The organism is Streptomyces sp. NPDC050546, from assembly GCF_044457425.1.
In the GTDB taxonomy this organism is placed as follows: Bacteria; Actinomycetota; Actinomycetes; order Streptomycetales; family Streptomycetaceae; genus Streptomyces.
Map to the genome: position 1 here is coordinate 424,700 of NZ_JBITGX010000002.1, position 18,008 is coordinate 442,707.

Sequence of the window (18,008 nt, forward strand, 5' to 3'; positions counted from 1 at the left end):
TGGGCGCGAGGTCAGACGGTCCGGACGACCGTTCCCCCGGCTTCGAGTGCGGTGACTTCCCCGGCTGCCGCGGTGGTGTCCGTGACGAGGGTCTGCACGAGGACGGCGGGGCCCACGAAGGCGTAGGCGGTGTGGCCGAGCTTGCTGCCGTCGGCGGCGGCGATGACACGGCGGGAGGAGGTGATGCCCGCCTTCTTCACCGCGGCGTCGTCGAGGTCGTAGGCGGTCAGGCCGTCGGCCGCGGTCAGCCCGCAGCAGCCGATGACGGCGGTGTCGAAGCGCAGGGCGGCCAGGGAGGCGAGGGTGAGGGGGCCGGTGAGCGCCCCCTCGGCGGCGCGTGGCTGGCCGCCGGGCACGACAAGGGTGGCCGGGCCGGGTGTCTCGGCGAGCAGACGGATGGCCTGCAGGGACAGGGGCATCACGGTGACGGGCCGCTCGCGCAGGAGGCGGGCGACCTCCAGACAGGTGGTGCCGCTGTCCAGCAGGACGCTCTCACCGTCGGCGATGAGCGCGGAGATCTCGGCGGCGATCCGGCGTTTGGCGTCGACCGCCTCTCGGGCGCGCAGCGCGAACGGGGGCTCCTCGCCTCGGAGCAGCAGGGTGCGCGCGCCGCCGCGGACGCGTTCGAGGACGCCCTGGGCGGCGAGGACGTCGAGGTCACGCCGGATGGTCATCTCCGAGGCGCCGGTCAGCTCCGCCAGTTCCTGGACCGTGGCCCCTCCGGAGTCCCTGACGGCCTTCGCGATCAGCCCGTGCCGGTCTGCGTTGCTCATGCCGCGATTGAACACCACCTGTGAAATGAACAACAGATCTGTTCGTTAGGGCGCATTCTGAACATGGAAACTGTTCGTTAGGCTGGTGGGCATGGAACGTTCCCTGCGAGCCGCCCGTGTGGCGACCTATGTCTACTTCGTCCTGTACGGCACCTTGCTGGGCACCTGGGTGGTGCACATCCCCGCGATCGAGGAACGCGTGGGCATCAGCCACGCCGCGCTCGGCGGCATGCTCGTGGTGCTAGGGCTCGGAGCCTTCGTGGGCATGCAGGTGGCGGGTCCGCTGACCGACCGTCTCGGCACCCGTGTCGTGGTGCCCGCCGGTGGCGTGCTCTGCGGCGCGACCCTGTTCCTGCCCGGTCTCGCCCAGGATCCGTGGACGCTGGCCGGCGCGCTGCTGGTCTTCGGGCTCTGCAACGGCTGCCTGGACGTGAGCATGAACGCCCACGCCGTGCACGTGGAGAAGGCGTACGGCCGCCCCGTCATGTCCGGCTTCCACGCCACGTTCTCCGTCGGCGGTGTCCTCGCCGCACTCGCCGGAGCGGGCACGGCGAGCGCCGGCCTGCACCCGGCCGCGGGTATGGCCGCCATGGGGGCCGTGGGCGTCGTGGTCTCCCTGGCCTCGGCACGTGCCCTGCTGCCCGCCGCTCCCGCCGTCGAGAGCCCCGCTTCCACGGAGGGGGACGGGACTGCACCGGCAACCGAGGGCGGCGGCACCACAGGCCGGGTCTGGCTGCTGGCCGTCCTGGCGCTGATGGTGATGCTGTGCGAAGGCGCCGCCAACGACTGGAGCGTCCTGCACATGAAGGACGTCCTGGGTGCCTCCGCCGGTGCGGCGGCCTTCGCGTACGGCACCTTCGCCGCGGCGATGACCGTCGGCCGCCTGCTGGCCGACCGTTTCGTCGCCCGGTTCGGTTCCCTGGCGATCCTGCGCCACGGCGCGGTCATCGCCGCCGTCGGCATCACCCTCGTGGTCCTGGGCCCGTGGATGTGGGCCGTGTTCGCCGGCTGGGCGCTGTTCGGCCTGGGCCTGTCCGGCTGTGTCCCTCAGCTGTTCAGCGCGGCCGGGCACGCCGACCCCGCCGCGGCCGGGGCCAACGTCTCCCGCGTCGCCGGACTCGGCTACGTCGGCATGCTCGCCGGCCCCGCCGTGATCGGCTGGCTGACACACGTCGTGGCCCTCAACCACGCCTTCGTCCTGTTGACCCTGCTGTGCGTGACCACCGCCGTGGGCGCCCGTGTGCTGCGGACCGATCCCGTCCGCGTCCGTCAGGGCGAGAGGGCGACCGACCGCACCCGCGAGCGCGAGACGGCGGCCGGCAACCACTGACCGCTTGTGCGGCACGGTCCCTGACAACCGTGCCGCACAAGCTCTCCTCTCCCCGGTCACCAGGGCCGGGAGCGAAGCCCTCAGCCGACCGAAGGAGCCCTCGATGTCCGAGTCCCACGCACACCCCGCCCGCGGCCGTGTCGGTGTCATGCTGCCGCTCGATCTCCCCGTCGGCGAGGTGCTGCCCTATGTCCGGCGTGCCGAGGAGTTGGGGTTCGACCAGGTCTGGGTGGTGGAGGACCTCGGCTGGCGCGGTGGTGTCGCCCAGGCAGCCACGGTCCTCGCCTCCACCACGAACCTCACCGTCGGGATCGGGATCATGCCCGCCGGCGCCCGCAACGTGTGCTTCGCCGCGATGGAACTGGCGACCCTCGCCCAGCTTCACCCCGGCCGGCTCATCGCGGGCATCGGGCACGGGATGCCCGGCTGGATGCGCCAGGCCGGGTCCTGGCCCGCCAGCCCCCTGACGCTGATCAAGGAGTACGCGAGAGCGCTCCGCCTGCTCATCGCCGGTGAGCCGGGTCCCGAGAACGGCCGGTACGTCCGCTGCGAAGGCGTGGTCCTCACCGAGATCCCCGACACCGCGCCCCCGGTGGTCCTGGGCGTCCGAGGCCCCAAGTCCCAGGCAGTCGCGGGCGAGGTCGCCGACGGTCTCCTCCTGGCCGAGCCCGCCGCACCCGCCTACATCACCGCCTCCCTGCGCAACCTGGGCGCCTCCGCGAACCCTCGGGAGATCGTCGTCTACGACGCCGCAGCCGTGGACGACGACGAGGAGGCCGCCCTCACCCGCGTCCGCGCCGTCCTGGAACCGGTCGGTGAGCCGCAGTGGGCCGCACACATCGACCCCCTGCCCTTCGCCGAGGAACTGCGCGCACACCGCGCCGCCGGCCCCGATGCCCGGCACTTCGCCCGGACGATGCCCTCGGACTGGGTCCGTCAGCTGAGCGTCGCCGGCACCCCCGCCCAGGCCCGCGCGGCGATCGCCGCCCGCCACGCCGCGGGCGCGACCAGCGTCGTTCTCGCCCCGGCGGGCCCCGACCGCCTGGCCGCGCTGGACTCGCTCGCCCGCGCCCTGCCCCACCGGCACTGACCGGAACGCCCCTAGACCGCAAGGGAACCGACCCTCATGTCCACCGACCGCCGCCGCATCGTGCTCTTCGACCTCTTCGGGGTCATCGCCCGCCACCAGCGTCCGGGAGCCCTGGAGAAGATGGCCGCCCGCTGCCACGCCTCCGTCGACGCCTTCACCACGGCCTACTGGACCCACCGCCCGCCCTACGACGCCGGCCGGCAGACCGCGTCCGCGTACTGGACCGACGTACTGCACACGCTGTCCCGCCCCGCCGACGCCGACACGATCGAAGAGCTGCGGCTCACCGACATCGACAGCTGGTCCCGCGTCGACGACCGCATGGTCACCTACGTACGGGACCTGCGCGACCGCGCCCGGGTCGCCCTGCTGTCCAACATCCCCGCGGACCACGCGGACGTCTTCCTGGCCGCCCAGCCATGGCTGCGCGACCTCGACCACCTCGCCTTCTCCGGAAGGATCGGTGCCGCCAAGCCCGACCCGGCCACCTTCAGGCACTGCGTCGTCGCCCTGCGGTCCGCACCCGCCGACTTCCTCTTCGTCGACGACCGCGAGGAGAACGTCCGCGCGGCGCGGGCAGTCGGCCTGAACGGGCACGTCTTCCAGAGCCAGGACGAACTCGCGGCCGTCATCGACGCGTGGCTGCCGGCCCGTCGAGCGCCGTCACCGAGGTCCACCACCGCCTAGCGGACGAGCTTCCAGTCCTGCGAGCCGTCGCCGGCCGCGTTCTGGAGGGTCAGCGGCGCCGATGTGGAGGCGCCGGTCAGGTAGAGACTGGTGTTCTTCACGGCCTGGAACTTGTAGTAGCCGTCGGGGGACTTGACGAGGTTCCAGGTGCCCGTCGAGCTGTCGTCGACCCACTGGCCGATGCGCTGCCCGACGGTGGCGTTGCCCGTCCAGATCGCGGCGGTGCGGCCGCCCGACCTGTTCAGCAGGGTCGTACCGCCGTTCGGCGCGGTCATCACGTGCCATTGCTGGGTGTCCCGGTCGGCCGCCGCACCAACGTCCTCCAGGACCACGTCCGGCGTGTCCCCGTTGCCGAGGTTGGCGTCGTTGGTCTTGTTGCCGGTGCCGATCACCTGGCCGGTCTTGCGATTGACCAGCCGGTAGTAGGTGCCGGACGAGTCACCGAGGTCCACCTCGGCGAAGGCGATGGTGGACGTGCCCTGGTTGTTGAGGATCGCGATGCGGCCGGTGTCGTCGACGTACTGGAGGTTGCGGCTGTAGCCGGCCGGCGAGGTCGTCTGGTATTCGGTCCACACGCCGTCGCTGCGTCCGGTCTCGTTGACCCACACGTCGCCGCTGTTCGCCGCGTTGTAGACGAGACGCCCGTCGGGCAGCCGGACCAGGACCGGGCTCCCACCGCCCGCGAGCGGACGGGACCCGGAGACGACCGGCAGTGAGCCGACCGACATGCCCGTCTGGCTGCCCTTGAAGAACTTCAGCGGGTCGTCGGCGATGACATAGCGGGTGTTGGCCCCGCCGCCCCAGTACTCGAAGGTGAGCATCCACCTGCCGTCCGACGTGGGGACGACGTTGGTCATGCCCGGCCGTCCGCCGCCGATCTCGGTCTTGCCGCCGCCCATGTCCTGGACGGACCCGGAGACGTCGACGACGGGTTCGCTCCAGTTGCCGCTCCTGCCGTCCCAGGTCCGGTGCACGAGTATCTGGCCGTGCGAGTCGGTGGCCGTGTCGTTGGCGGGGTCCCTCTTGGGGACGCCGGTGACGGGGTCGAAGCCGGCGTAGTCGTTCTCGTCGGAGTAGTAGCAGACCAGCTTGCCCTTGTAGACCATCAGGTACGGCTCCCACAGCGGGTCCACCTGCTGGTACTTGTTGGCTGCGGCGATGTTCTTGCCGACCGCGCCCGCGCTGCCCCCCTGCCAGCCGCCGGTCGCCACGACATTGACGACCTTCCAGCTCTTGCCCTCGTCGGTGCTGGAATACAGGGCGATGGCCAGATCGCTGCGATCGCCGTCGTTGGACGGGGACCAGTCCGGGTCGGCCGCCTTGCGCTCCTTGTAGTAGTGGTCGTCACCGGAGACGACACTCGCCAGGAGGAGGGTGCCGGCCTTCAGCCCGCCGACGCTCTGCGGCAGGACGTACAGGTACGGGTTGGTCCAGTTGCTCGTGTACTCGGCGTACTTGGGATCCTTGGAGAGATAAGCCGGCGCCTTGACCTCCGACAGCGGCTGCCAGCTCGTGCCGTCGTCGTCGCTCTTGTAGACCGGGAGGGTCTGCCCGGCCGCGCTGCCCGACGACGCCACGACCGTCGACTTCTCGAACGACGCGACCAGCCGCCCGCCGGGGAGCTGGGCCGACTTCGGGTAGACCGCGCAGTTGCCCCGCCCCTTCAGGCACGGCTCACTGCCCAGCTGGTACATGGTCCCGCCTGTGGGGTTGTACGCCTGCGCGCCGGCCATGGAGCCGGCCAGCAGTGCCGCCGCCGCAACAGAGCTGCCCAGCGCCTTTGCTGTGGTTCTTCTCTTCACTGCCCCTCCTCAGGGGAAATCACGGTTACACGGGAACCACTCGCGGTTGAGGGTCTCGACGTCGCCGTACTTCTCGCGCAGGTGGTCGACGAACCGCGGGGAACGGGGAAGCGGGGCCGCGGGAGGCCGGCTGGTCAGGTGGTGGTTCGCCGGCTCGGCGAGACCGTCCGGCTCGACGGAGGTGCCGTCGAGGACCGTACGACGAGGTCGACCGGCGGGTCGTCGACGGGGATCGGGTCCGCGTCCGGATACTCGATGGCGTGCACGAGCCGCCTGAGGCCGTCCTCCGCCGTCGCGTCGAACGGCTGCCGGACCGTCGTCAGCGGAGGCGTCACGTAGGCGGCCACCGGTATGTCGTCGAGGCCGACGACACTGACGTCCTCCGGTACCCGCCGACCGGTCTCCAGCAGCGCGCGGATCAGCCCGATGGCCATGTCGTCGTTGGCGGCGAACACCGCCGTGACGTCGTCGTCCTGGGCAAGTTCGAGCCCCGCGCGGTATCCGGAGGCGGCCGACCAGTCGCCCACGACCACAGGCGGTTCGCGCCTGCCGTGCGCGGCGAGCGTCGCCCGCCAGCCCTCCAGCCGGTCCCTGGCGGCGTACCAGCGCTGCGGACCGGCGAGATGGTGGACGGTCGGGTGCCCGAGGTCCAGCAGATGTTCGGTGACGGCCCGGGCCAGCTGGTGGGCGACAAGCCCCGACGTCACCACCCGGCGTGCGGTGAACGGCGGCGGCGCACCGAGGATCAGGAACGGTACGTCCGCGCGGATCGCGAGGTCGGCGTCCCCCTCCTCGTCGATCGGCTCGGAGATGACGATGCCGTCCACGCCCTGGTCGAGGAGCGAGTCGACGGCATCGGCGATCCCCCCGGCGTCGCCTTCCACCGTGTTGACCACCCGGAGCGTGTAACCGGTGTCCCGGACGGCCCGCTCCAGGCCCATCAGCAGCGAGGTGGGCCCGTAGAGCGCCGTACCGAGCGTCACCACGCCGATGGACCGGGTCCGGCCCGAGGCCAGCGCCCGGGCGGCGTGGTTCAGCCGGTATCCGAGGGTCTCGGCGGCTTCCAGGACCCGTCGGCGCACATCACCGGAGACGTACTGCTCACCGTTCATGACCCTGGACACCGTCTTCTGCGAGACGCCCGCCAGCCGCGCCACGTCGATGCTGCGTGGTGCGGTGCCGGTGCTGCGGCCTGTCGGTCGTGCCATGGGTCTCTCCTGATCTCCGGCAGCCGTCAGCCCGGTCGGTTCCGTTATGACTGCGCAGACATGACTGCGTAGTCATATCTACGCAGCGAGGCGATGTGCGTCAAGGGTTTCCGCGGCATCGCCGTCGGCGGAGCGATGAACAGGGCGTTCGGGCCCGTGGAGCTGCCCGAGCGGGACGTGGCCCTTTCGGAGCGGGGTGCCGGCTGCGGACCCGTCTGGTCCGGCTGAGGCGGGCGTCGACGGCCTCCGCCAGCGGCAGTGCACGGTCGATGTGAACCGCGAGCCCGCCCGTTTCGGCAAGCGCCGTGAGGGCGGCGAGGTCCTCGGGAACGGGCTGGGTGAACAGGTGGTGTCCGCCGAGCCGGGGCACCTCGGGGTCGTCGACGCCCTCGGGTGCCGGCGCCCGTACCCGCTCGGCCAGGCCGTCGCCGTAGACGCTTCGGCCTGGAGCGGGAGCCCGTCGCCGAGGCGTTCGCGTACCGCGCGCACCGGCTCCACGTCCCAGCCCGGCTCGATCTTCAGCCCGAAGACTGCCCCCTTCGTCACTTCGAGGCCTGGTCCCGCGTTTCCCGTTCGCCCTCGCCGGCGGGAAGTGCGGGACGGCGGTCGCTCGCGGCGATCTTCGTGACCATCTCGGCGAGCTGCCCGCACGCCAGCGCGATCTCCTGCTCGGTCTGGGCTCGTTCGTTGACCGCCGCCCCGAGCAGGAGGGCGGTCAGTGAGACGGAACCGTTGAACGCCTGCAGGGTGATCATGTTGGTGAAGAGGTCGTGACCGGCGAACGGTCCCGTGTTCTGCGCGGCCGCGATGATCGCGAAGGTCGACACGGCGAGGGCGCAGGGCGCGGCCCCGGCCAGCCCGAAGCGGAAGGCCGCCCAGACCAGCAACGGGAAGCCGAGGAACAGCAGCGGGGTGGTGCTGGTCTCGACGAAGCCGATGCAGACCGTGGCGGCCAGGAGCAGGGCCCCCTCCGCCCACCGGGACGGCCGGGTGTCCCTGGGCCATCGCGCCGAGCGGAGCACGAGCACGACCGGTGTGACCGCCAGGACGCCCACCGCGTCGCCGGTCCACCAGACCGACCACGTCGCCCAGAACTCGCCGGCGTCCAGCACACCCGTGAGGATCAGCGTCCCGGTGCCCACCGTGGCGCTGACCAGCATGCCGGTGAACGCGCCGAGAAAGATCAGGGCGAGGGCGTCCCGCAGGCGGTTCATCTCCCTGTGGAACCGGGCACGGCGGAGCAGGGCGTACGAGCAGACGGGTGCGAGCGTGTTGCCCGCCGCGATCGCGAGTACGGCCAGGAACGACGGCCCCAGCGAGATGTTGACCAGGAACGCCCCGAGCGCGATCCCCGGCCAGACCCGCGGCCCGCGCAGCAGCAGACTGGCCAGCGCGATGCCGCTCGGCGGCCACATCGGGGTGACCTGGCCCCGTACCTGCTGCTGGAGCAGTCCGATCTCGGCCGAGCCCCAGTACAGCGCGGCAACGGCGCAGATCTCCAGGGCGAGCGCGCCACCGCGCCGGACGCCGGTGTGCCGCGCGACAGTCATCGGGGACCTCCGCCTCGACATCCCCTCGCCCATCATCCGTCGGATCCAGCCGAACCTCCACGCCACGTCAGGCGGGCGGGGTACGCAGCGCGAGGACGGCCATGTCGTCGTGACCGTCGCTCGGGTGGTGATCGGCCAGTGCCCGCACGAACTCGTGCAGGGGCAGGTGCGCATGGGTGGTGGCGAGCCCGGCGAGCTCGTCCAGGCTCTCGTCGATGGGGTGGGCGGGATGTTCGATCAGCCCGTCGGTGAAGAAGACGACGGTGGCGTCCGGGGGCAGGAAGCGGGAGTGGTCGGGGCGGGGTTCCTCCAGGTCGACACCGAGCGGCAGTCCGGGCTCGGCGGTCAGGTACTCCGCTCGCCCGTCAGGAGTGATCAGCAGGGGCGGGACATGGCCGGCGGTGCTCCAGTGGATGCGCCAGCACGGTCCCTCCGGTTCGATGCGGGCCAGGGCTGTGGTGGTGACGGGGTTGGTCGTGATGGCCTGGAGGGTGCGGTCGAGCCGGGCCAGGAGCGCGCCCGGCGTACTGCCCCGGTCGAACAGCAGGGCCCGCAGCATGTTGCGGGTGGACGCCATGGCGGCCGCGGCCTTCAGATCGTGGCCGACCACGTCACCGATGACGACGGCCACGATGCCGCCGGACAGCGGGATCGCGTCGTACCAGTCCCCTCCGAGCTTGCTGGGTTCGGCGGCCGGCCGGTAGACGGCGGCGGCGCTGAAGGGCCGCAGGTCGGGCAGGGCGGGCAGCAGGAGCCGCTGGAACTGCTCGGCTCCGACCCGCACCTGCTCGAACAGGCGGACGTTCTCGATGGCGATGCCGGCGGCGCTGGCCAGGGCGGTGACGACGTTCTCGTCCTGGACGTCGAAGGGCTGGCCGTCACTCCGCTCGGCGAGGTACAGATCGCCGTAGATCTCACCGCGGACGCTGATGGCGACTCCGAGCAGCGTCCGCAGCCGCGGATGGCCGGGCGGGAAGCCGACGGAGGACGGATGGGCCAGGATGTCGTCGATCCGATGGGGTTCGGGGTGGCTGATCAGGTGGCCGAGGACGCCCAGGCCACGAGGCAGGTCGGTGTCGGCCAGGTCGTCGAGTTCCCGCTCGGACAGACCGGCGGTGATGAACTCCTCCAGGCGCTCTCCGGACGCGTTGAGCACGCCCAGCGCGCCGTAGCGGGCTCCGACCAGGTCCATGGCGGTGGTCACGATGCGGTGCAGCACCGCGGTCAGCTCCATCTCCCGGCTGATGGCCACCACCGCGTCCAGCAGGCCCTGCATCCGGTCCATGGCGTCCAGCAGGGCGCGCAGCTGCTCGTCGATCCGGCTCAGCTCGGTACGCAGGCGCACATGCAGGTCGGGCAGCTGCGGCTGCCCGGGTCGCTGCCCTCGCCTCTCTCCTGCCATCACGAGCGCCTCGTGGCCTGAAGTGCGGTCCCTACAGCTTAGTGCGGGCCCGCCCGGCCCGCCCCGGGGCGCCGGGACCGTGGGACCGTGGAAGGAACCGGACATCCGGACCTCCGGAAGGAGCACCGGCCATGACCATCCGCCCGGCCCACACCCCCGCCCCGACGATCAGGACCACCCCCGAAGGCCTCATGTGGGAGCCCAGCGACCGCTGGGTGCGCGGCCGCAAGGGCGACGTCACCGTCGTCGACAGCCGGCACCCCGTGCTCGTCTGGGAGCCCCACCTGCCGGTGCCGCAGTACGTCTTCCCGCGCGCGGACGTCCGCACCGACCTGCTCCGCCCGGCGAAGGACCCGCCGACGGGCAAGCACACCGGCTCCCGGATCTTCTACGACCTCGACGCGGAGGGGGAGGTACGCTCCAACGCGGCCTGGACGTTCCCCGCCGACGACCTGGCCGGTCACATCGCCTTCGAGTGGTTCCTGCGCACCGACACGGGCCTCGACCACTGGTACGAGGAGGACGAGGAGATCTTCATCCACCCCCGTGACCCGCACAAACGCGTGGACGCCCTGCCGAGCAGCCGCCATGTCCGGGTCGAGATCGACGGGCAGCTCGTCGCGGACACCCGGGACCCCGTCCTGCTCTTCGAGACCTCCCTGCCCACCCGGTACTACCTCCCCCGCGAGGACGTCCGCCTCGACCTGTTCGACGCCACCGACCACAGCACCGGATGCCCCTACAAGGGCACGGCCGAGTACTGGTCCTGGCGCGCTGAGGGCGAGGTGCCGCCCAACGTCCTGTGGAGCTACGCCGCCCCGCTGCCGGCGGTGGCCGCGGTCCAGGGGCGCCTCGCCTTCTTCAACGAGGTCGTCGACATCACGCTGGACGGTGAGCGTCTGGACCGTCCGGACACGCCGTTCAGCCGGATGCTGCGCAGGAGGTGACCGGTCCCCTCACGGCCTCACCAGCAGCTGGAAGTCGAACGTGTAGCGCGACGCCCGGTAGATGTGCGTCCCGTACTCGACCGGGCGGCCGGTGTCGTCGTACGCCGTCCGCTGCATGGTGAGCAGGGCCGCGCCCTCCTCCTCGTCCAGGCGGGCGGCCTCCTCCGTGGTGGCGGCGCGGGCGCCGACGGTCTGGCGGGCGCTGTGCAGGGTGATGCCCGCCGAGCGCATCATCCGGTACAGGCCCGTCGACTCCAGGCGGGCGCTGTCGAGGTCCAGCAGGGCGGACGGCAGGTAGTTGCACAGCAGGGCGACCGGCTGGCCGTGCGTGCTGCGCAGCCGTTCCAGGGCGGTGACCTCGCTGCCCTCCGCGACGCCGAGCGCGGCCGCGACGTCGCAGGACGCCGGGACGACCTGGTTGCGCACGACCTCGGTGGCCGGCCCCTGCCCGGCCTCCTCCAGGTCGTCGTAGAGGCTGCTCAGCTCCAGCGGGCGCTTGACCTGGCTGTGCACCACCTGGGTGCCCACCCCGCGCCGCCGGACCAGCAGCCCCTTGTCGACGAGGGACTGGATGGCCTGGCGGACCGTGGGGCGGGACAGGCCGAGGCGCACCGAGAGGTCGACCTCGTTGCCCAGGAGGTTGCCCGGGATGAGGACCCCGTGCTCGATCGCGGCCTCCAGCTGCTGCGCGAGCTGGTGGTACAGCGGCACGGGACTGCCCCGGTCCAGGGCGAAGTCCAGTGAGCTGAGCGCAGGGGCGGCCGTGGTGCGGGCCCGGTCACCGGTCTTCGCCATGGATGAACCCCCCTCCGGGTGTCAGGAGTTGCTCGGGAAGCCGAGGTTGATACCGCCGTCGGACGGGTCCGGCCAGCGGGTGGTGATGACCTTGCCCTGGGTGTAGAAGGCGATGCCGTCGTTGCCGTAGATGTGCAGGTCGCCGAAGAGCGAGTCCTTCCAGCCGCCGAAGGAGTGGTAGCCGACCGGGACCGGGATCGGCACGTTGACGCCGACCATGCCCGCCTTGACCTCCAGCTGGAAGCGGCGGGCGGCGCCGCCGTCCCGGGTGAAGATCGCGGTGCCGTTGCCCCAGCGGGAGTCGTTGATCAGCTTGATGGCCTCCTCGTACGTCTCCGCGCGCACCACGGCCAGCACCGGGCCGAAGATCTCGTCCCGGTACGCGTCCGCCGTCAGCGGCACCCGGTCCAGCAGCGAGACGCCGAGGAAGAAGCCGTTCTCGTGGCCCTCCACCGAGTAGCCCGTGCCGTCGACGACGACCTCGGCGCCCTGCTCGGCCGCGCCCGCCACGTACGAGGCGACCTTGTCCCGGTGCTCGCGGGTGATCAGCGGGCCCATCTCGGAGGCCGGGTCGTTGCCGGGGCCGATGCGGAGGTTCTTCGCACGCTCGGTGATCCTGCCGACCAGGTCGTCACCGATGTCGCCGACCGCGACCACGACCGACACGGCCATGCAGCGCTCGCCCGCCGAGCCGTACGCGGCGTTGATCGCCTGGTCGGCAGCGAGGTCCAGGTCCGCGTCGGGCAGCACCAGCATGTGGTTCTTGGCGCCGCCGAGGGCCTGTACGCGCTTGCCGTGCTCGACGGCCTTGAGCTGGATGTACTTGGCGATCGGGGTCGAGCCGACGAAGGAGACCGCCTCGATGTCCGGGTGCTCCAGGATGCGGTCCACCGCGACCTTGTCGCCCTGCACGATGTTCAGGACGCCGTCGGGCAGCCCGGCCTCGGAGGCGAGTTCGGCCAGCCTGAAGGAGGCCGACGGGTCCTTCTCGGAGGGCTTCAGCACGAAGGTGTTGCCGCAGGCGATGGCCAGCGGGAACATCCACATCGGCACCATCGCCGGGAAGTTGAACGGCGTGATGCCCGCGACCACACCCAGCGGCTGGCGGATGGAGGCCACGTCGACCCGGGTGGAGACCTGGGTGGACAGCTCGCCCTTGAGCTGGACGGAGATCCCGCACGCGAGCTCGACGATCTCCATGCCGCGCGCGACCTCTCCGAGCGCGTCGGAGTGCACCTTGCCGTGCTCGGCGGTGATCAGCTCGGCGATCTCGTCGCGGTGGGCGTCCAGCAGCTCGCGGTACTTGAACAGGATCGCCGTGCGCTTGGCGAGCGAGGACTCGCCCCAGGACTCGAAGGCGGCCCGGGCGGAGGCGACGGCGGCGTCCACCTCGTCGACGGTCGCGAAGGCGACCTGCTTCTCCTGGGCGCCGGTGGCCGGGTCGTAGACGGGGCCGAAGCGGCCGGAGGTGCCCTCGACGGGCTTGCCGTCGATCCAGTGGGTGATGGTCTTCATCTGTGCGGGGCCTTTCGTGGAGCGTGATGTCAGCGGGGAGTTCAGAGATGGCGGCGGCGATCGGCGACCTGGCGGTCGTAGCGCTCGCGGGCCTCGACGGCGGCCTCGCGGGAGGCGGTCTCGGCCACCGGCACGTCCCACCAGGCCTCGGCCGGGGGAGCGGTCGCGGCCGGGTCGGTCTCGACGTAGACGCATGTCGGCCGGTCGGAGGCGCGGGCCGCGGCCAGTGCCTCGCGCAGCTCGCGCACGGTCTTGGCACGCAGCACGTCCATGCCGAGGCTGGCCGCGTTGGCGGCCAGGTCGACGGGGAGCGGGGCGCCGGTGAAGGTGCCGTCGGCGGCCCGGAAGCGGTAGGCGGTGCCGAAGCGCTCGCCGCCGGTCTCCTGCGACAGACCCCCGATGGAGGCGTAGCCGTGGTTCTGGATGAGGACGATGTTGACGGGCAGGCCCTCCTGGACGGCCGTGACGATCTCCGTCGGCATCATCAGATAGGTGCCGTCGCCGACCAGTGCCCAGACCGGGGTGCCCGGGGCGGCCTGCTGGACGCCGATGCCGGCCGGGATCTCGTAGCCCATGCAGGAGTAGCCGTACTCCAGGTGGTACTGGCGCGGGCTGCGGGAGCGCCACAGCTTGTGCAGGTCGCCCGGGAGCGAGCCGGCGGCGTTGATCACCACGTCGTCGTCGCCGACGGCCGCGTCCAGCGCGCCGAGCACCTGCGTCTGGGTCGGCACGGCGTTCTCGTCGTCGGCCCGGTAGACGGACTCGACGACCTCGGCCCAGCGTTCCTTGCCGGTGCGGTACTCCGTCTCGTACGCCTCACCCGCGCGGTGGCCGGGGAGCGCCTCCAGCAGCTTCTCCAGGCCGGACCGCGCGTCGCAGACCAGCGTGCGCGCGGCCAGCTTGTGCGCGTCGAAGCCGGTGATGTTGAGGTTGAGGAACCGCACCTCGGGCTTCTGGAAGAGCGTGCCGGAGGCCGTGGTGAAGTCGGTGTAGCGGGTGCCCACGCCGATCACGAGGTCGGCGGTGCGGGCGACGTCGTCGCTGACCGCCGTGCCGGTGTGGCCGATGCCGCCGAGGTCGGCGGGGTGGTCGTGGCGCAGCGAGCCCTTGCCGGCCTGGGTGGAGGCGACCGGGATGCCCGTGGCCTCCACGAACGCCTTCAGCGCCTGCTCGGCCTCGCTGTGGTGGACGCCGCCGCCCGCCACGATCAGCGGGCGCTCGGCGGCCCGGATCGCCTCGACGGCCGCCGCCAGCTCCACCGGGTCCGGCGCGGGACGCCGTACGTACCAGACGCGCTCGGCGAAGAACTCCTCCGGCCAGTCGTACGCCTCCGCCTGCACGTCCTGGGGCAGGGCGAGGGTGACGGCGCCGGTCTCCGCCGGGTCGGCCAGCACACGCATGGCCTGGAGAGCCGAGGGGATCAGCGCCTCGGGGCGGGTGATCCGGTCGAAGTACCGCGACACCGGGCGCAGCGTGTCGTTGACCGACACGTCGGCCTCGACGGGGTGTTCGAGCTGCTGGAGCAGCGGGTCGGGGGCGTGCGAGGCGAAGTAGTCGCCGGGCAGCAGCAGCACGGGCAGCCGGTTGATGGTCGCCAGCGCGGCACCGGTGACCAGGTTGGTGGCACCCGGGCCGATGGAGGTCGTCACCGCCTGCGCGGACAGCCGGTTCAGCTGCCGGGCGTAGCCGACCGCCGCGTGCACCATGGACTGCTCGTTGCGGCCCTGGTGGAACGGCATGACCTCCTCGCCCGCCTCCAGGAGCGCCTGGCCGACCCCGGCGACGTTGCCATGGCCGAAGATGCCCCAGGTCCCGGCGATCAGCCGGCGCCGCACGCCGTCCCGCTCGGTGTACTGGGCGGACAGGAACCGCACCAGGGCCTGGGCGGTCGTCAGTCGGCGGGTGCGGGCGTTCATGCGGAGGTCTCCGGGGCGGTGTAGAGGGGGAGCCGGGGGTCGACGGGCTGGTCCGGCCAGGTGTCGCGGACCCAGGCGTGGTCGGGGTGGTCGCAGATCAGCCAGGCGCGCTCGGCCTCCGGGCCCGCCATGACGTTGAGGTAGTACATGTGGTGGCCGGGGGTGGCCATCGAGGGCCCGTGCCAGCCGTCCGGGATGAGGACGACGTCGCCGTCGCGGACCTCCGCGAGCACGTCGGTGTCCCGGCCCGGGCCGGACGGGGAGACGCGCTGGTAGCCGAGGCCGGGGATGCCGTCGTGGCCGGCGAACTCGAAGTAGTAGATCTCCTCCAGCACGGACTCCTCGCCCGGCCGGTGCTCGTCGTGCTTGTGCGGCGGGAACGACGACCAGTTGCCGCCCGGCGTGATCACCTCGACCGCGATGAGCCTGTCGCACTCGAACACGCCCGCCGCGCCGAAGTTGTTGACCTGCCGGGAGCAGTTCCCGGTGCCCCGCAGCTCCACGGGCACGTCGGAGGCCGCTCCGTAGCGGGCGGGCAGCCGACGGTCGCAGCGCGCGCCGGTCAGCGCGAACCGCCCCCCGGCGGCGGAGGTCACGGTCGCGCGGGCGTCGCGCGGCACGTAGGCGAAGTCGCTGACGCCGCTGAAGACGTCCCGGCGGCCCTGGAGTTCGAAGGTGTCCTGGCCGAAGTCGTCCGCCGCGGCGACCGTGCAGCCACCGCTCAGCGGGACGACGATCCACTCGCTGTCGCCGGTCTCGAAGGAGTGCGTGCCGCCGGGCGGCAGCTCCAGGATCCGCAGAGCCGAGTGGCCCCAGCCGGCCTTCTCGGGCGTGATGTCGACGATGTAGGGGCCGCCGAGAGCCTTACCCGCGGGAAGGTGATACGTCATCGTGTGCCTTTCGGATCACAGCAGGTGCCACTTGAATCACAGCAGGTGCCTCTTGCGTCACAGCAGGCCGACGGCCGTGTCCACCGCCTGTTCCACGCTGCCCTCGGCGGGGTAGAGCAGCGAACGCCCGACGACCAGGCCCTGGACGGTGGGCAGACGCAGGGACTTGCGCCAGCGTTCGTAGGCGCCCTCCTGGTCCTCGCCGACCTCGCCGCCGAGCAGGACGACGGGCAGCGTGGAGGTCTCCAGCACCTCGGCCATGTCGTCCGGGTCGTCGGTGACGGGCAGTTTCAGCCAGGTGTAGGCGGAGGTGCCGCCCAGCCCCGAGGCGATGGCGACGGACCGGGTGACCGCGTCGGCGGACAGGTCGTTGCGGACCCTGCCGTCGACCCGCCGGGAGATGAACGGCTCCACGAACAGGGGGAGCCGTTGGGCGGCCATGGCGTCGACGGCACGGGCCGTGGACTCCAGGGTGGTCAGCGAGCCCGGGTCGTCGTAGTCGACGCGCACCAGGAGCTTGCCCGCGTCGAAGCGGAGCCGGGCGATGTCCTCGGCGCGGTGACCGGTGAAACGGTCGTCCATCTCGAAGGAGGCCCCGGCGAGTCCGCCGCGGTTCATCGAGCCCATGACGACCTTGTTCTCCAGCACCCCGAGCAGGAGCAGGTCCTCCAGGATGTCGGCGGTGGCGAGCACCCCGTCGACGCCGGGCCGGGACAGCGCGGCACACAGCCGTTCCAGCAGATCGGCGCGGTTGGCCATGGCAAGGCGCCGGTCGCCGACCGCGAGGGCGCCGCGCGCCGGGTGGTCGGCGGCCACGATCATCAGCCGGCCGCTGTCGCCGATCAGCGGGCGGCGCACCCGGCGGGCGGCCGCCTCGGCGACCGCCTCGGGGTTGCGGGCTCTGACCGTGGTGAGGTCGGGGATGCCGATGTTCAATGCGGGCTCCGTTTCAGAGGCTGGTGCTCGGCGACGACGCCTCGGCGAGGAGGCCGGCGACCTCGGACTCGGTCGGCATCGCGGAGGAGCAGGCGAGGCGGGAGGCGACCAGGGCGCCGGCGGCGTTGGCGTGGCGCATGATCTTCTCCAGGTCCCAGCCGGAGAGCAGGCCGTGGCAGAGCGAGCCGCCGAAGGCGTCGCCGGCGCCCAGGCCGTTGACCACCTCGACCGGCACCGGCGGCACCTCGGCCCGGGTGCCGTCGCGGTGCACGGCGAGCACGCCCTTGGGGCCCTGCTTGACGACGGCCAGTTCCACGCCCGCCTCCAGCAGCGCCTCCGCGCAGGCCTGCGGTTCGCGCACGCCGGTGGCGATCTCGCACTCGTCGAGGTTGCCGACCGCGACGGTGGCGTGGCGCAGCGCCTCGCGGTAGTACGGGCGGGCCTCGTCGGGGTCGCGCCAGAACATCGGCCGCCAGTCGAGGTCGAAGACGGTGGTGCCGGACTTGTCACGGGCCTTGAGGGCGGCGAGCGTGGCCGAGCGGCTCGGCTCCTCGCTCAGGCCGGTGCCGGTGATCCAGAAGATACGGGCCCCGCGGATCGCGAAGAAGTCCAGCTCGTCGGTGTGGATCTCCAGATCCGGGGCCTTGGGGCGGCGGTAGAAGTACAGCGGGAAGTCGTCCGGCGGGAAGATCTCGCAGAACGTGATCGGCGTGGGGTACGCCTCGACCGGGGTGACCCAGCGGTCGTCGACGCCGAACGACTTCAGCTCCTGGTGCAGATAGGTGCCGAAGGGGTCGTCCCCGGTGCGGGTGATCACCGCCGTGCGGCGGCCCCGGCGGGCCGCCGCGACCGACACATTGGCCGCCGAACCTCCCAGGAATTTCCCGAACGTCTCCACACGGTCCAGGGAGACACCGGTCTGCAGGGGATAGAGGTCGACGCCGATGCGCCCCATCGTGATCAAGTCGAAATGCTGTGCCGGCCCGGCCATGCGCGACCTCCTCGGGAAGCTGGGGATGCGGGTCCCTGGGTGCCCTGACACGGTGGGGGCTGGGCAGACGGGACCTGCCGCCCCTCAGGTGTAGGTCTCGGAGGGCGGCGCTGTCAATAGTTTGTACTTACATTCGGACCTGCTTGTGAAATGATGTCTTAACAAAGTATTGACAG

16 protein-coding genes are annotated in these 18,008 nt (G+C 71.7%); 5 read left to right on the plus strand and 11 right to left on the minus strand.

Going from position 1 to position 18,008, the window contains the following annotated elements:
- Positions 1 to 11: 11 nt before the first annotated feature.
- A complete protein-coding gene (locus ACIBK5_RS06705) occupies positions 12 to 773 on the minus strand; it encodes a DeoR/GlpR family DNA-binding transcription regulator (protein WP_399016899.1) in 762 nt (253 codons plus the stop codon).
- Positions 774 to 864: 91 nt separating this feature from the next.
- On the opposite strand from ACIBK5_RS06705, the gene ACIBK5_RS06710 reads away from it, so the two are divergent.
- The 3 genes from ACIBK5_RS06710 (at position 865) to ACIBK5_RS06720 (ending at position 3,880) form a co-directional block, all read left to right on the plus strand.
- A complete protein-coding gene (locus ACIBK5_RS06710; RefSeq protein WP_399016901.1) occupies positions 865 to 2,103 on the plus strand; it encodes an MFS transporter in 1,239 nt (412 codons plus the stop codon).
- A gap of 103 nt (positions 2,104 to 2,206) precedes the next feature.
- Positions 2,207 to 3,193: an LLM class flavin-dependent oxidoreductase gene (locus ACIBK5_RS06715; protein WP_399016903.1), complete on the plus strand. Its 987-nt coding sequence runs from the start codon at positions 2,207 to 2,209 to the stop codon at positions 3,191 to 3,193.
- A 36-nt stretch (positions 3,194 to 3,229) separates the two neighbouring features.
- Complete coding sequence (locus ACIBK5_RS06720; RefSeq protein ID WP_399016905.1) at positions 3,230 to 3,880, plus strand: HAD family hydrolase; 651 nt, start codon at positions 3,230 to 3,232, stop codon at positions 3,878 to 3,880.
- Here ACIBK5_RS06720 and ACIBK5_RS06725 read toward each other — a convergent pair.
- Positions 3,877 to 5,613 (minus strand): RICIN domain-containing protein, encoded by a 1,737-nt coding sequence (locus tag ACIBK5_RS06725; protein WP_399017295.1) that lies wholly within the window; start codon positions 5,611 to 5,613, stop codon positions 3,877 to 3,879. The genes ACIBK5_RS06720 and ACIBK5_RS06725 overlap by 4 nt on opposite strands.
- Positions 5,614 to 5,816: 203 nt before the next feature.
- A complete protein-coding gene (locus tag ACIBK5_RS06730) occupies positions 5,817 to 6,890 on the minus strand; it encodes a LacI family DNA-binding transcriptional regulator (RefSeq protein ID WP_399016907.1) in 1,074 nt (357 codons plus the stop codon).
- Positions 6,891 to 6,983: 93 nt separating this feature from the next.
- On the opposite strand from ACIBK5_RS06730, the gene ACIBK5_RS06735 reads away from it, so the two are divergent.
- Positions 6,984 to 7,118 carry a hypothetical protein gene (locus ACIBK5_RS06735; RefSeq protein WP_399016909.1) on the plus strand — a complete coding sequence of 45 codons (135 nt, stop codon included), beginning with the start codon at positions 6,984 to 6,986 and terminating at the stop codon, positions 7,116 to 7,118.
- Positions 7,119 to 7,432: 314 nt separating this feature from the next.
- On the opposite strand, the gene ACIBK5_RS06740 is transcribed toward ACIBK5_RS06735, so the two are convergent.
- On the minus strand, positions 7,433 to 8,440 hold the full coding sequence (locus tag ACIBK5_RS06740; protein ID WP_399016910.1) for an MASE1 domain-containing protein: 1,008 nt from the start codon (positions 8,438 to 8,440) through the stop codon (positions 7,433 to 7,435).
- A gap of 67 nt (positions 8,441 to 8,507) precedes the next feature.
- Positions 8,508 to 9,842 (minus strand): PP2C family protein-serine/threonine phosphatase, encoded by a 1,335-nt coding sequence (locus tag ACIBK5_RS06745; RefSeq protein ID WP_399016912.1) that lies wholly within the window; start codon positions 9,840 to 9,842, stop codon positions 8,508 to 8,510.
- A 131-nt stretch (positions 9,843 to 9,973) separates the two neighbouring features.
- Here ACIBK5_RS06745 and ACIBK5_RS06750 point away from each other — a divergent pair, with 131 nt between their 5' ends.
- Positions 9,974 to 10,789, plus strand: coding sequence for a DUF427 domain-containing protein (locus ACIBK5_RS06750; protein ID WP_399016914.1), 816 nt, complete (start codon positions 9,974 to 9,976; stop codon positions 10,787 to 10,789).
- A 9-nt stretch (positions 10,790 to 10,798) separates the two neighbouring features.
- Here ACIBK5_RS06750 and ACIBK5_RS06755 read toward each other — a convergent pair whose 3' ends face one another.
- The 6 genes from ACIBK5_RS06755 to iolC are packed head-to-tail and all read right to left on the minus strand — an operon-like array spanning position 10,799 to position 17,832.
- Positions 10,799 to 11,584, minus strand: a complete 786-nt coding sequence (locus tag ACIBK5_RS06755; RefSeq protein WP_399016916.1) for a GntR family transcriptional regulator — start codon at positions 11,582 to 11,584, stop codon at positions 10,799 to 10,801.
- A gap of 21 nt (positions 11,585 to 11,605) precedes the next feature.
- Positions 11,606 to 13,099, minus strand: coding sequence for a CoA-acylating methylmalonate-semialdehyde dehydrogenase (locus ACIBK5_RS06760; RefSeq protein ID WP_399016918.1), 1,494 nt, complete (start codon positions 13,097 to 13,099; stop codon positions 11,606 to 11,608).
- 41 nt (positions 13,100 to 13,140) lie between these two features.
- Positions 13,141 to 15,015: a 3D-(3,5/4)-trihydroxycyclohexane-1,2-dione acylhydrolase (decyclizing) gene (iolD, locus tag ACIBK5_RS06765; RefSeq protein WP_399016920.1), complete on the minus strand. Its 1,875-nt coding sequence runs from the start codon at positions 15,013 to 15,015 to the stop codon at positions 13,141 to 13,143.
- The gene (gene iolB / locus ACIBK5_RS06770; RefSeq protein ID WP_399016922.1) at positions 15,012 to 15,905 is read right to left on the minus strand and encodes a 5-deoxy-glucuronate isomerase; all 894 of its coding nucleotides are present in this window, start codon (positions 15,903 to 15,905) and stop codon (positions 15,012 to 15,014) included. The genes iolD and iolB overlap by 4 nt, the downstream gene beginning before the upstream one ends.
- Before the next feature lie 57 nt (positions 15,906 to 15,962).
- Entirely contained in the window at positions 15,963 to 16,841 is an 879-nt protein-coding gene (locus ACIBK5_RS06775) for a deoxyribose-phosphate aldolase (protein ID WP_399016924.1), read from the minus strand.
- 13 nt (positions 16,842 to 16,854) lie between these two features.
- Positions 16,855 to 17,832, minus strand: coding sequence for a 5-dehydro-2-deoxygluconokinase (iolC, locus tag ACIBK5_RS06780; protein ID WP_399016925.1), 978 nt, complete (start codon positions 17,830 to 17,832; stop codon positions 16,855 to 16,857).
- Between the last annotated feature and the right edge of the window lie 176 nt (positions 17,833 to 18,008).

Excerpts from the sequence above, each read along its gene's own strand:
- ACIBK5_RS06715 (WP_399016903.1), top strand. The coding sequence starts at position 2,207 with ATGTCCGAGTCCCACGCACACCCCGCCCGCGGCCGTGTCGGTGTCATG.
- ACIBK5_RS06705 (WP_399016899.1), bottom strand. The coding sequence starts at position 773 with ATGAGCAACGCAGACCGGCACGGGCTGATCGCGAAGGCCGTCAGGGAC.
- iolC (WP_399016925.1), bottom strand. The coding sequence starts at position 17,832 with ATGGCCGGGCCGGCACAGCATTTCGACTTGATCACGATGGGGCGCATC.
- ACIBK5_RS06725 (WP_399017295.1), bottom strand. The coding sequence starts at position 5,613 with ATGGCCGGCGCGCAGGCGTACAACCCCACAGGCGGGACCATGTACCAG.
- ACIBK5_RS06710 (WP_399016901.1), top strand. The coding sequence starts at position 865 with ATGGAACGTTCCCTGCGAGCCGCCCGTGTGGCGACCTATGTCTACTTC.
- ACIBK5_RS06740 (WP_399016910.1), bottom strand. The coding sequence starts at position 8,440 with ATGACTGTCGCGCGGCACACCGGCGTCCGGCGCGGTGGCGCGCTCGCC.
- ACIBK5_RS06720 (WP_399016905.1), top strand. The coding sequence starts at position 3,230 with ATGTCCACCGACCGCCGCCGCATCGTGCTCTTCGACCTCTTCGGGGTC.
- ACIBK5_RS06730 (WP_399016907.1), bottom strand. The coding sequence starts at position 6,890 with ATGGCACGACCGACAGGCCGCAGCACCGGCACCGCACCACGCAGCATC.
- iolB (WP_399016922.1), bottom strand. The coding sequence starts at position 15,905 with ATGACGTATCACCTTCCCGCGGGTAAGGCTCTCGGCGGCCCCTACATC.
- ACIBK5_RS06750 (WP_399016914.1), top strand. The coding sequence starts at position 9,974 with ATGACCATCCGCCCGGCCCACACCCCCGCCCCGACGATCAGGACCACC.
- ACIBK5_RS06745 (WP_399016912.1), bottom strand. The coding sequence starts at position 9,842 with ATGGCAGGAGAGAGGCGAGGGCAGCGACCCGGGCAGCCGCAGCTGCCC.
- ACIBK5_RS06760 (WP_399016918.1), bottom strand. The coding sequence starts at position 13,099 with ATGAAGACCATCACCCACTGGATCGACGGCAAGCCCGTCGAGGGCACC.
- iolD (WP_399016920.1), bottom strand. The coding sequence starts at position 15,015 with ATGAACGCCCGCACCCGCCGACTGACGACCGCCCAGGCCCTGGTGCGG.
- ACIBK5_RS06755 (WP_399016916.1), bottom strand. The coding sequence starts at position 11,584 with ATGGCGAAGACCGGTGACCGGGCCCGCACCACGGCCGCCCCTGCGCTC.
- ACIBK5_RS06735 (WP_399016909.1), top strand. The coding sequence starts at position 6,984 with ATGTGCGTCAAGGGTTTCCGCGGCATCGCCGTCGGCGGAGCGATGAAC.